Raw genomic sequence first — 12,826 nt, 5'->3', positions numbered from 1 at the left:
AAATAAATAATAATTTTACAACACCACGTTTACTTCAGGTGGTGGTGGCGGAAGATCATTCAGTCCAGAAACTTCTTTTTGTCCTGCATCCACTTTTTGGCTGCCTGTTGAAATACTTGCAGAAACCCATTTAAAGAAGGCTTTAATGGTATTTGAATCTGCGGTCGCCAGCTCAACAACAACTTCTGTAATTTGTTTCAAAATACTGGTATCGGCATTATGGCCCGCAGCACATGCGATGACCATTCCTGTTTTAACTTGTTTTAATCTTGCAAAACCTTTGGTCCAATCATCTGTAGGTGCACCATCTGTCATAATAAAAACCAAAGGCTTCCAGTCACCACGTGTATCATGTGTGGTTTTTTGCACTTCTTGGTCAATTTTATCTGCCAATAAACCTAAGGCCTCACCAAGTTGTGTCGTACCTGTCGCTTGTAACTGTGGCGGTTGAAACATAGCGATTTCAGTCAGTGGCATCAATTGTTTTGCTTGAGTATCAAAAGTAATGATCGATAAATAGGCTGTTTCAAGTGCATACGGATCTTGACGTAATGATGAAATCAGTATTTCTACACCATTTTTAACGGCTTCAATCGGTTCGCCGTGCATTGATCCAGAGGTATCTAATAATAAATATACAGGTAATCTTCTCATTCATTTTCTCTCTAATCGTCTTTTATCAAGTTTTAATCTTTGTGCTTTCTTTTATATAAAAAAATAGGCTAAAAACAAAGCGTTTTTAACATTAAAAAATGTATTTTGTAAAATTCGGTGGATTCCCTAAAGCTTTTAATAAGTTAAGCTTCACGGTTAAAAATATTGATCAGTTAAGGTTCAACAAGGCATACTTGGCTTCTGATACGTGAATCATTTTTTGCTGTTAAAACTCATTATTTTGCCAACTTACCATATTTTTCTTTTTCGGCTTGTTGGGCTAAATCTATGCGATAGGTATAGTCTTTCCAACGATCAAGGTATTCATCCATTTTGATCTTATTTTTTTCGATTGATTGCAAAAACTAGAAAATTTAAAGTAATTATTATCTACCTAAAAAGCATGCTTTTTCTATCGCACGACGATTGACCAAACCCTGAACAGTCTTCCCACCTGCTTTAACCCAAACATCAAATTGATGACTTGCAGCCTTATAATCACCTGTATTTAAAAGTTTAACTAAGGTAGAACGCTGAAAAGCACCTACACCAATGTTATATGCCAAAGAAACCAAAGCATCAAACTGATGTTGATTTAATGGCACTTGTACCGCTTGAGATACAGCCGCTTCAAAACGTTTTAAATCATGCAACATATAGCTATTTGCCTGTTGAATAGTACAGCAATCTCCATCTTTTACTTTCTGTCCATGTGGAAAAATGGTCGTACCAAATCCAATCGTCCAAACACCTACACTGTCTTGATATGCATTTAAACGTAAACCTTCAAAATTCGAAATAAGCTGAATACCCTTTTCACTGATTTGGTGAATTTCATCTTGTGCATAACCGATATTTGGGTCTGTGGCATGGTCAACAGCAACTGCAATGTCAGAGTTTGAATCCGCTTTTGAGCTAAAAATTGTCGAGATCAATTTAGAAATGATTTTAGAAAAGGATAGATTCATCATTTAACTCTATAAAATAGCTTATTATTCTAAAAGTTGTAGCTGAGAAGATGAAATCTTTATGTGATATTTTTTGTAAAAATCATATCCACAGCTCTTAAAAAGGTAAATTGGGTTTAAGCGAGTTATAGCTCTCAAGAACGTTCATTTTCAATAAATAAAAATAAACCCATATAAAAAGTATGTGTATATCACATAACCTTGCTAATACTACAATTTTGTTCAAAAAAATACCCAGATTTCGAATTGTTCTACCCTAGTTAATGTGCTATCAATAAATAAGTTGAACAATTAAAAATTAAGGAGAAATATTATGCTTTATAAACACATTCTTCTCGCGATAGATGATTCTCCTATTTCCTATGCTGCGATTGCGCACGCAGAAAAACTCGCAATTGCTTTAAATTGTAAAATCACTGTGACCAGTGTGATCGCTGTCGATCCATTTAAGGGCGTCGATTTTTATAAAGTTGCCCCTGCGGTTACTCAATATCTCATGGAAGCTGAACAGAATGCGCTAAATCGGTTAAAAGATGTTCAGGAAACCCTCCTTCATCATGGTGTGAGTGTTGTAAATACAAAGATTGTGAGAGAACTCCCGCCAGCAACAGGTATTTTAGAGGCGGCTGATGAGTTAAATGCTGACCTCATTGTCATGGGTTCACATGGTCGTACTGGATTTAAAAAATTCTTCTTGGGAAGCGTTGCACAAGAAGTGCTTTCGATTAGCCCATTACCTGTACTGATTATCAAATCAGTCAATGAAATTGAATAATATTTAACATGTTGTAATTTTTAGTGACTAACAAATTGATTTATTTAAAATAAACAGGAGATTTTCTCATGTCATATCAACATATTCTTGTTCCAGTCGATGGTTCTGATATTTCTTATTCTGCAATTAAACATGCAGCAGAAATCGCCAAAGCCTTTGGGAGCAAAGTTACTGCAATTAGTGTTGTTTCTGAAGATCCATTTGCAGCTGCGGACTTCTATTATACTTCTGCAATGTTGAAGGACTATGTTGCTGAAGCTGTAAAAAATGCAGAAGAATCTTTAGTCAAAGCACAACAACTTGCGCAACAACAAGGTATTACGATTAATACTCAAGTGGTTAAAGATGCTGTTTCTGCGGAAACGGTCGTAGCGACTGCTGAGGAATTAAAAGCAGATCTTATTGTGATTGGTTCACATGGTCGAAAAGGCTTTCAAAAGTTCTTTTTAGGTAGTTTTGCTCAGGATGTTTTAGGGCAAACACAATTGCCTATTTTGATCGTGAAACAGTAATCTTATAGTTGTTCGTTTCAATATTTTAAATGTTGCACCGTTCCCCTCTTTTGGCTTGTGCTATTTGTCGCTCAGAATGAGGGGAACTTTTTAAATCAAATATTTTTGATTGAATGGTTTGATTTAAATAGCAATAACCTTCACCAATATGGTTTGAAATTCTTCAAAATCATCAAAAATTTGTTTGCGTGTTAATTCTTTAGATTTCACTTTAAAATCGTGATTTTGATAATGAATTATATTTGGAATTTGATCAAAATAATTTGCATCGGCTTCTATATTTTCTTCAAATAAAGGTGTGCCAAGTTGGTATTCTCTACTTTTAAGGACAACATACTTAACTGTAGTTTTCATTTAACGCACTCCTTTTTCATATGCACTTTATTTTTATTTATATCACTTTTTTGCAAGGTTGAAAGATAAAATATCGCTAAATTGTTTAGTTATTCCCCATTTAGCCCTAAAAAAAGAAAACCCACCTTATTTAAAGGTGGGTAGACTCGAAACTTACAGCCTGATTACGCTGAATTATCATTATTAAAATACTGTGATTCTTGTGGTTGTCTAAGTTTTTTCTTATTGAGTTGATTATCTCAGGAAAATATGACAACTCTATTGCATTCGCTTCATTCATATAAATATATTTTTTAGTGTGCTAAATTTAAAATTGTAAAATTAAAGATGGTTATATCGCTGTTTTTACTTAATTCTTAGCTGAGCCACAACTCCATATTCATCCTTTTAAAAGGTTGATCTCGATGATTTTAAAACAATGTTGTGATTTATTAGAGTCGTTAGACTTAAAAATTGCATTTATTGAAAGCGCTAGCTCTGGATATTTAAGCAGTCAATTTTCAATTTACAAAAATAGTGGTGCAGATATTTTATTGGGTGGTTTAGTCAGTTACGATCCTTCGATTAAAGTCTCAGTACTGCATATAGAAACGCAACTGATTGAGAGGTTTAGCGCTGAATCAGCAGAAGTCACACAACAAATGGCGATACGAGGTAAAGCTTTATTTGATCAGGCCAATATTATCGTGAGTTGTACAGGTTTACTGAAAAGTGGCGGTAGTGCGACACCGACCAAACCTGAGGGTACTTTCTTTATTTGCATATATTTTAATAATCAATTATTTGATTTTAAATATTTTATTGAAGGCACACCTTTAGAACGATTGAATAAATTGACTGAAAATGTCGCAAAAGAATTATTCACAATTCTGCACGGCAACAGTATATAAATCATTCATTAGATTCAGAAAATACAATTTTACAACGGCTAATGAAATAAATTGATTCACTTTTTTACTAAAAAACGGTAAATTTTACACATTCTGCACAAGCAATAACATTAATGAATAGGAAGCTTTATGAAACTTCAATTTGCTTTAATTTCTTCTATAGCATGTTTAACTTTAGCGGGTTGTGCAGGTTCTTACCCAGAAAGAGTGGTAACTAAAGGGCCTTTAATCTGTGAAGCAAACGAAATTTGTCCTGAACTTGCTATGCGTTGGAATGAAGAAGATCGTAATGGTTTTAAAATTACAGCTGAAATCAATAATTCAAATAAATATGATATCAAACAATTTGTATTCTTAGTTGACGGCCAACCTTATGCTTATTCAACAATTAATCCAACTCAATATACTGGAACGGTTTCAGCTAACTCTATCAATGTTCCAGCAAGTTTCTTAAACTCTTTCCGCAGTGGTAAAGAAATTACGCTTAAATTAGTCACTGACAAAGGTGATATTGAACGCCCTATTTTAAAGGCTGATGGACAACAATCTTCTGCTTATTTAACGTTCTTAAAAGGTTATACAGGCCAAATTGCACGATAATTTAAGTAGTTAGCCTTGAAATAAAAAACCAGACTCAGAGTCTGGTTTTTTATGTTTTAACAATCGGCTGAATAATAGAAATACTATTTAGGCTCAATCGGTGCAAAAGGTGCAACAACATCTGCATTTTGAGCACGATGACGCATAAAATGATCCATTAAAACAATTGCAAGCATTGCTTCTGCAATCGGTGTCGCACGTACACCTACACATGGGTCATGGCGCCCTTTGGTTAAAACATCGGTGTCTTCACGATTGATATTGATGGTTTTACCTGGTGTGGTAATCGACGCTGTTGGCTTTAACGCAATCGCAACACGGATGGTTTGACCAGAAGAAATCCCACCTAAAATACCGCCTGCGTGATTCGCCAAGAAACCATCTGTGGTTAATTCATCACGTGTTGTATGACCAAACTGACCTGCAACTGCAAAACCGTCACCAATTTCAACACCTTTAACGGCATTGATTGACATCATGGCATGGGCAATATCTGCATCTAAACGATCAAAAACAGGTTCACCCCAGCCTACAGGTACTTTTTCTGCCAAAATTTCAAGTTTTGCACCACAGCTCGTCCCTTGCTCACGAAGTGAAGTCACGAGCGCTTCAAAACGTGGTACAGCGTCTACATCGCCGCAGAAAAATGGATTATTCGGAACTTCATTCCAATCTAAGGTTTCAGCAACTTCAGTTCCGATCTGCGTCACATGACCACGGATCAAAATACCGAATTTCTCAGCCAAATATTTCTTAGCAATTGCACCAGCAGCAACACGCATTGCTGTTTCACGTGCGCTAGAACGTCCACCACCACGATAATCACGGAAGCCATACTTTTGTGTATAGGTATAATCCGCATGACCCGGGCGGAATGTTTGCGCAATATTACCGTAATCTTTTGATTTTTGGTCAGTATTCCGAATCAGTAAACCAATTGAAGTACCTGTAGTTTTACCTTCAAAAACCCCTGAAATGATTTCAACTTCATCAGGTTCTTTACGTTGTGTAGCAAATTTTGATGTTCCCGGTTTACGTCGATCCAAATCTTTTTGCAAATCTGCTTCGCAAAGTTCAAGACCCGGTGGAATACCATCCACAATCGCCATCAGGCCAGCACCGTGAGATTCACCACAAGTCGTTACACGGAAGAGTTGTCCAATACTATTACCTGCCATGCTCACGACTCCTTAAACTTGAGTAGATTGAATAAATAAATCACGGAATTTACGACATTGTGCAGCAGTTAAAGCAAAAATACCTGAACCACCGTTTTGGAATTGCAACCAATAGAAATCAACAGTGTTGAAGTTTTGACGCATTGCCCATTCAGAATTACCGACTTCAATCACAATTAAGCCATCTTCAGTCAGGTAATCCGCAGCCTGCGCTAACATTTTACGTACTAAATCTAAACCATCTTGACCTGCTGCAAGTGCAAGTTCAGGTTCATGGTGGAATTCATCTGGTAAATCAGCCATGTCTTCTGCATCAACATATGGAGGATTTGAAACGATTAAATCATATTGATTTTCAGCCGGAATTTTTGCGAATAAGTCTGATTCAAGTAATGCAACTTGATATTGCTTATCGTGGTGTTCCGTATTGATTGAAGCAACCTCTAAAGCTTCTTTAGAAATATCAGTAGCGTCTACTTCTGAATCAGGGAATGCATAAGCCAAAGCAATCGCAATACAGCCTGAACCTGTACACATATCTAAAATACGTTGTGGTGTTTTAGCTTTCGCATTTTCAGGTAACTGATTATTGGCTTCACGCATTTGACCATTTTCGTCTAAGCAATACGGCGCAAAACGATTATTGATCAATTCTGCGATTGGTGAACGTGGAATCAGTACACGTTCATCGACGTAATACGGTTTATTACAGAAATAAGCTAAATTTAACAAATAAGAGGTTGGAACTTTTTCGTTGATACGGCGTTCTAATAGACTTAAAAATTCTGCCTTTTCACTTGGTAATAATTTTGCATCCAGAATTTCAGCATCTGCTTTCCATTCTAGTGACATTGTTTGTAAAACCAATGCTGAACTTTCAGCAAAATAGTCTTCTGTACCTTGGCCTAAATGTGCATCGTATTGACGTAATGCTGTAACACCAAAGCGAATAAAATCACGAATTGTTGTTAAGTTTTCAGCAGCTTCCTGTAAATGTTCAGGGCTAATAGTCGGTCGATCCACTTAAGGTTTCTCCAAGGTCATATTTTTAAACAGCTTATGATACCTTGTTTTGAGCGACTTTTATAATGCTTTCCAACTTTTTCATTATCGGATTTTAAAACAGATCCGAAAACTATAATTTTTTACAATCTAAAAGAAAGCCGCTCTAGCATATTTCCACGATTGACTGTTTCTTTTAATGCGCAAGTATAATATTTGCTTTTATACACCTCAGATACAGACTTATTGGCTTCATCACAACGCTGGTCTCTTTGCTTAACCCATTGTTTTTGATATTTCTTTTGAGCCTTTTTTTCTTTTCCTGAATATAGAACCAAGGTTTTTTTGAATAATGTTTCTACGCGGTCATCTTGGTATTTGAACTCGTCTTTTGCACAATTTGCAAAACTAGCGCTCCCCGAACTGACACAAGATAAATAGTCAGCACTATATCCCATTGCATAAATCGGCATTGGCAATAACAAAGCAACCGTTAACCCCAAGTATTTTAACGACATTGAATTTTCCCTATAAAAAATCATTATTTTAATTCAAATATTTCATCGCATTGAGTGTAAAAGATTTGATAAAAAATACAATGCATAAGCAAACTGAATCATCCAATTTAATCATCAGAGTTCATAAAACATGTTATTGGCTAATGGACACCACTACCCCATTTTTCAATGTGATATAACCTAATTCAGGATAATACCAAGCTTCGTCCTTACCTCTTGAGGTGGTATATGATCTTTTCCGTTCAGGTGCACCCCAATTGGTGGTTTTAATCACTTGATCACCCGTCATTCCTACTTTGGGTTCCCGTGCAGCTTTCCATTGTTGATATTTTTGAGTATCACTGAGCGAAGCTTGAGCATGATTCAAACTACTCTTTGTAGAACCCGCACATGGCTTACCTTGATAAACGGTATGCCCTTTATTGGTACAGGTATAAACCTCTGCAAAAGTATTTTGCGTACATAATAAGATCAAAGCCCCTAAAATTTGTTTCACTACGCCCTCACCACATCTAGTTTTTTAGATTTTATTTTGATCTTTATTATTGTTTATTTTCAAAACAAATCAACAACTTTCATCCTAAAAATAAATTTATCTGTGACCTAACCCTCAAAACTAAAGCTTTGACTTGAAATTCCCTATTTTGACCATTATATATAAACCAAGTTTTAAACTTATGAAGAATTCCGTCGATTTATGAGCTATAAGCACAATAACCTGTTGGCTATGCGTCAATCATGGTGGAATGATGAATCTAATCCATCGGTTCAAACTGAAAAACTATTTTTTCAAAATACTTTGCTTGAATTAGGCATTTATGAAGCACCTTCACTAGACGATGTTAAATATTTTTTCTTTAGCTTGCCCAGTATCATCATTGTAAAAGGCTATTCACTTGGATTTACAAATGGCAGTGTCAAAGACATGATTACGCATCATATTGAAACGAATAAACAATCCTTAATGCTGAGAGAACAGATTAAAATTCAGTTTAGAATGTAAGTTCTCAATTTATTCAGCCTTATTTATGCGATTTAAATCAACGAAAGAAGAAATATATCGCCCCGTTTAGCGAATTGAACTATTTAAAAAGCGCTATTGCATGTAATATTCTTCACAATTCATCATCTTTTCGAATCTCTATAAGGATTTTATCTTCATGTCAGATCAGAACGAAAAGCTCAAACAGTTAAAAACCTCGTCAATGGATCGTCGCTTATCTATCGCAAAAGCGTCATTATTAGCAGGAACACGCTGGGCGGCTTCAAGTGCTAGTTCAATGTTTTCGAGTGAAGAAGAAAAAGAAAAGAAGCGTAAACAAGCCATGAAAGAGCAAGCCAATTATCTTGTTCAAGAAATCGGTAAACTCAAAGGCTCTATCGTTAAAATCGGGCAAATGATGGCGCTTTATGGCGAACATTTTTTGCCTGAAGAAATTACACAAGCATTAAATACATTAAATAATCAAACAGTTGCACTCGCATGGCCAGCAATTAAAGAACAGCTCGTCAGTCAATTGGGTTCTAAACTTGATGACCTAACCATTGACCATGAACCTATCGGAACAGCTTCACTTGCACAAGTTCATCGTGCTACGCGCAAATCAGATGGCTTGGAGTTGGTTCTTAAAATCCAATATCCTGGCGTGGCTGATGCGATTGACTCAGACATGAGTTTATTTAAAAACATGCTCAAACTGACACGTATGGTTCCTCAAACACGTGAATTTGATCAATGGTTTGATGAAGTTCGTGAAATGATGCATCGTGAAGTCAATTATCACTTAGAAGCTGAAACGACACGTCGTTTTGCTGAAAGGCTCAAAACCGATGCACGTTATGTTGTTCCGCAAGTGATTGATCACTATTGTACTGACCAAGTGCTCTGTATGACCTTTGAACGTGGCGTACCGATTAATAGCCCTGTTATGCTGTCTTTGCCACAAGAACGTCGTAATTTGTTGGGTGAAGCATCGCTTGAAATTGCTGTTCGAGAGTTGTTTGAATGGGGCGAAATGCAAACCGATCCTAACTTTGGTAACTATTTAGTTCGTTTAGGAAATGGCGAAGACATTAAAGATAAAATTATTTTGTTAGATTTTGGTGCAATACGCCAGTTTGACGCACAACTGCTTCAAGTTGCACGTAATTTAATCAAATCAGGTTATGACCATGATAGCCAAGAAATGGTGAATTCAATGTCAGGTTATGAGTTTTTTGATGCAATGCCATTAAGCATTAAACCTGACATGGCTAAAGTATTTTTGTTAGCGACTGAAGCATTCAGCACCTTGTTAAATAATCCAGATCTACCACCTGGTGTTATGGATGAACATAATCGCTATGACTGGAAAAAAAGCCAATTACACAGCCGAGTTATGCAACGTGCGTCTAAATCTATGGCCTCACGTTACTTTAGTATTCCACCAAAAGAGTTTATGTTTATTAGCCGTAAATTCATCGGTGCTTATACATTCATGACCGTGATTGATGCGAAAACCAACGTCCGTAAAATGGTTGCACCTTTTGTTTAATTTGAGCTTCTTTTACTGTTTTTAAATAGAATCGAATTACACAAGCTAAATGTCAGATTTGTCAATACTCAACTTTTGTTGGGTATTTTCATTTATAAATAATGTAAAAAATACAATAAATTAAATACCTATATAAGTGAAGTTTAACCGCTTATCTAAGGTCAATGAGTTTGTCAGCTTTGACATAGTTTTTTATTTTTTTGCATGTCAGGATGTTGTCATACCAACACTAAAAATACAGGGTACGACGGAATGACAAACATGGTCAATAAAGCTCAGGGGTTGGGCTTAAACTTAATAACAAAAATTGCAGGTAGTGATTTACTTGATCAATTTAAACTCCGAAAATTTGTCGAAAAATCACTTTATCAAGGCTCTAAAGCGGGTTTTAAGACATTGACCGCAACTCAAAAAGCCTTTAAATCCGAGTCAAATGTAAGCAAACAACGTTTACCCAATCAATCAAAGTCACTATTTGATTTGAGTCTGTCCGAAGAACAACAAATGACGGTTGATGCAATGGATCAATTTGCATCGGAAGTGCTATACCCGCTTGCTCACCAAGCCGATCATGATGAAAAGTTTCCAAATCAGCTTTGGCAATACAGTACCGATCTAGGTTTAAATTACTACGCTCTGCCTGAAGCTTTAGGCGGAGTTGCTTCCGAAAAGAACATTGTCAGTAATATTTTAATCGCAGAACGTCTAGCTAAAGGCGATTTCTCACTTGCAGCAGGTTTGCTTTCAACATTTAGCGTGATCAATGCGATCACGCAATGGGGCTCAGAACACGTTCAAGCAACCTATTTACCAAGCTTTGCAACAGATACAGAAATTCAAGCCAGTTTTGCAGTACAAGAAGCGACTGCTGCTTTTAATCCAATGAAACTAAAAACTAAAGCTGTTTCAAATGGTGGTCAATTCAGTATTACAGGTGAAAAAACCTTGGTCATGCTTGATGAAACAGCAGATGTATTCTTAGTCAGTGCAGATTTTAATGGCAAAGCGGATGTCTTTGTTGTAAATCGTGATCCAAGTATTACTGTGCAAAAAACACCTGCAATGGGGCTTAAAGCGACCGAAACGGTGACGCTAAAGTTTGACAATAGCCCTGCTCAACGACTTGGAGATGACGATTTCAATTATCCTGCCTTTTTAGATTTGGGGAATTTAATGTGGTGTGCAATGGCTGTCGGTACATGCGAAGCTGTAAAGCAATACTGTATCAAATACGCCAATGAACGTACTGCATTTGGTGAACCGATTTCACATCGTCAAAGTGTTGCATTCATGATCGCAGATATGGCAATTGAAATTGAAGCTATGCGTATGCTGGTTTTAAATGCCGCGAGTCTGGCAGAGGCTGGGCAAGCTTTCCATAGAGAAGCCTATTTAGCACGTTTACTTTGTGCTGAAAAAAGCATGAAGATTGGTACTGACGGTGTTCAAATTCTAGGTGGTCATGGATTTACAAAAGAACATCCTGCTGAGCGTTGGTACCGTGATTTACGTGCCATGGCGATTCTACATTCAGGCTTACATGCTTAATTTACAATATTAAAAAGACAAGCGCTAAAAGACCATAGGATAAAAATCATGAATTTACAAAATCCAAAAAAATTCAAAATGCTTTTAGATCAAGCACATGAAACAGCAATCAATGTATTGCGTCCAATTTCACGTAAATATGACAAAGCAGAACATGCCTATCCAAAAGAATTGGATATGTTGGCATCACTACTCGATGGTATGAATGATGGTGGCGAAGGACTGAATGCTGGCGCTGCTGTGAATGTTCGTGGTGATGTTCAAGTCGGCAATAAAAATGGCGTCAACATGAGTACCGCACTGGGCATTATCGAAATGTGCTATGGCGATACAGGCTTACTGCTCTCTATGCCGCGCCAAGGTTTAGGAAATTCGGCTATAGCTGCTGTCGCCAATGATGAACAACTAGAACGCTTTAAAGGTACATGGGCTGCTATGGCGATTACAGAACCAGGCTGTGGTTCTGACTCTGCTGCAATTCGTACTACCGCGACCAAAGATGGTGATGATTATATCCTGAATGGAGAAAAGATTTTTGTAACCTCAGGTGAGCGTGCCGATTCAGTTGTGGTTTGGGCAACTTTAGATAAAAAACTCGGACGAGCTGCGATTAAATCTTTTGTGGTACCCAAAGGTACACCGGGGATGAAAGTTGAAAGACTAGAACATAAATTGGGCATCAAAGCTTCTGACACTGCTGCAATCAGCTTTATTGACTGTCGTGTTCCCGCTACAAATTTACTTGGAAATGCTGAAATTGATGTTGCCAAAGGTTTTGCAGGAGTAATGGAAACCTTTGATAATACTCGACCTTTGGTTGCTGCAATGGCGATTGGTTGTGCCAAAGCATCTTTAGAACGCATCAAAGAAATTTTTAAAGATGAGCTTGATCCCAACTATACAACGCCTTATTTACAAACGTCGAATTTGGCAGCACAAATTTATCGTATGGAAGCTGAATGGGAAGCTGCACGTTTATTGACCATAAAAGCAACATGGATGGCTGATAATAAAAAGCCAAACTCACGTGAAGCGTCTATTGCCAAGGCCAAAGCTGGGCGTATCGGCAATGAAATTACTCTGAAATGCGTCGAATTAGCAGCAAGTGTTGGCTATAACGAAACAGAATTGTTAGAAAAATGGGCTCGTGATTCAAAAATTCTCGATATTTTTGAAGGCACACAGCAAATTCAGCAATTGATTATCGCGCGCCGTGAGTTAGGAAAATCATCGAGTGAATTGAAATAATGTTTTATTCATTCCGCTTCTAGAGTGATACTTCTTATTTCAAGA

At 36.9% G+C, this 12,826-nt stretch carries 15 protein-coding genes; 8 read left to right on the top strand and 7 right to left on the bottom strand.

Features of this window, described 5'->3' with window-relative positions; all coding sequences use genetic code 11:
• Nucleotides 1–15 precede the first annotated feature (15 nt).
• Together ACY45D_RS08995 and ACY45D_RS08990 are read right to left on the bottom strand one after the other, a co-directional pair.
• A complete protein-coding gene (locus ACY45D_RS08995) occupies nt 16–654 on the bottom strand; it encodes a vWA domain-containing protein (RefSeq protein ID WP_463109380.1) in 639 nt (212 codons plus the stop codon).
• 386 nt (nt 655–1,040) lie between these two features.
• A complete protein-coding gene (locus ACY45D_RS08990) occupies nt 1,041–1,622 on the bottom strand; it encodes a lysozyme (RefSeq protein WP_463109379.1) in 582 nt (193 codons plus the stop codon).
• Nucleotides 1,623–1,935: 313 nt separating this feature from the next.
• Between ACY45D_RS08990 and ACY45D_RS08985 the strand changes: the two genes are divergently transcribed.
• Together ACY45D_RS08985 and ACY45D_RS08980 are read left to right on the top strand one after the other, a co-directional pair.
• Nucleotides 1,936–2,397 carry a universal stress protein gene (locus ACY45D_RS08985; RefSeq protein ID WP_463109378.1) on the top strand — a complete coding sequence of 154 codons (462 nt, stop codon included), beginning with the start codon at nt 1,936–1,938 and terminating at the stop codon, nt 2,395–2,397.
• 68 nt (nt 2,398–2,465) lie between these two features.
• Nucleotides 2,466–2,909, top strand: a complete 444-nt coding sequence (locus ACY45D_RS08980) for a universal stress protein (protein ID WP_463109377.1) — start codon at nt 2,466–2,468, stop codon at nt 2,907–2,909.
• Nucleotides 2,910–3,032: 123 nt separating this feature from the next.
• Here the strand turns inward: ACY45D_RS08980 and ACY45D_RS08975 are convergent, their stop codons facing one another.
• Nucleotides 3,033–3,263: a hypothetical protein gene (locus ACY45D_RS08975; RefSeq protein WP_463109376.1), complete on the bottom strand. Its 231-nt coding sequence runs from the start codon at nt 3,261–3,263 to the stop codon at nt 3,033–3,035.
• Nucleotides 3,264–3,667: 404 nt separating this feature from the next.
• On the opposite strand from ACY45D_RS08975, the gene ACY45D_RS08970 reads away from it, so the two are divergent.
• Both ACY45D_RS08970 and ACY45D_RS08965 read left to right on the top strand, forming a co-directional pair.
• Nucleotides 3,668–4,153, top strand: coding sequence for a CinA family protein (locus ACY45D_RS08970; protein ID WP_463109375.1), 486 nt, complete (start codon nt 3,668–3,670; stop codon nt 4,151–4,153).
• Between the two features lie 129 nt (nt 4,154–4,282).
• The gene (locus ACY45D_RS08965) at nt 4,283–4,753 is read left to right on the top strand and encodes a hypothetical protein (protein ID WP_463109374.1); all 471 of its coding nucleotides are present in this window, start codon (nt 4,283–4,285) and stop codon (nt 4,751–4,753) included.
• Nucleotides 4,754–4,836: 83 nt separating this feature from the next.
• On the opposite strand, the gene aroC is transcribed toward ACY45D_RS08965, so the two are convergent.
• The 4 genes from aroC to ACY45D_RS08945 all read right to left on the bottom strand — a co-directional run bounded on the left by aroC (nt 4,837) and on the right by ACY45D_RS08945 (nt 7,947).
• Nucleotides 4,837–5,931: a chorismate synthase gene (gene aroC / locus ACY45D_RS08960; RefSeq protein ID WP_463109373.1), complete on the bottom strand. Its 1,095-nt coding sequence runs from the start codon at nt 5,929–5,931 to the stop codon at nt 4,837–4,839.
• A gap of 12 nt (nt 5,932–5,943) precedes the next feature.
• A complete protein-coding gene (prmB, locus tag ACY45D_RS08955) occupies nt 5,944–6,954 on the bottom strand; it encodes a 50S ribosomal protein L3 N(5)-glutamine methyltransferase (RefSeq protein WP_463109372.1) in 1,011 nt (336 codons plus the stop codon).
• Between the two features lie 122 nt (nt 6,955–7,076).
• On the bottom strand, nt 7,077–7,451 hold the full coding sequence (locus tag ACY45D_RS08950; RefSeq protein ID WP_463109371.1) for a lysozyme inhibitor LprI family protein: 375 nt from the start codon (nt 7,449–7,451) through the stop codon (nt 7,077–7,079).
• Between the two features lie 133 nt (nt 7,452–7,584).
• The gene (locus ACY45D_RS08945; RefSeq protein WP_463109370.1) at nt 7,585–7,947 is read right to left on the bottom strand and encodes a hypothetical protein; all 363 of its coding nucleotides are present in this window, start codon (nt 7,945–7,947) and stop codon (nt 7,585–7,587) included.
• Between the two features lie 201 nt (nt 7,948–8,148).
• Between ACY45D_RS08945 and ACY45D_RS08940 the strand changes: the two genes are divergently transcribed.
• From ACY45D_RS08940 to ACY45D_RS08925, 4 genes are all read left to right on the top strand, one after another.
• A complete protein-coding gene (locus tag ACY45D_RS08940) occupies nt 8,149–8,454 on the top strand; it encodes a hypothetical protein (protein WP_463109369.1) in 306 nt (101 codons plus the stop codon).
• A gap of 157 nt (nt 8,455–8,611) precedes the next feature.
• Nucleotides 8,612–9,985, top strand: coding sequence for an ABC1 kinase family protein (locus tag ACY45D_RS08935; protein WP_463109368.1), 1,374 nt, complete (start codon nt 8,612–8,614; stop codon nt 9,983–9,985).
• Between the two features lie 261 nt (nt 9,986–10,246).
• Nucleotides 10,247–11,533: an acyl-CoA dehydrogenase family protein gene (locus ACY45D_RS08930; RefSeq protein WP_463109367.1), complete on the top strand. Its 1,287-nt coding sequence runs from the start codon at nt 10,247–10,249 to the stop codon at nt 11,531–11,533.
• Between the two features lie 48 nt (nt 11,534–11,581).
• Entirely contained in the window at nt 11,582–12,781 is a 1,200-nt protein-coding gene (locus tag ACY45D_RS08925) for an acyl-CoA dehydrogenase family protein (protein ID WP_463109366.1), read from the top strand.
• Nucleotides 12,782–12,826 lie beyond the last annotated feature (45 nt).

The organism is Acinetobacter sp. BZX-2 (genome assembly GCF_055179795.1).
This window is presented reverse-complemented; position numbering and strand designations above follow the sequence as displayed.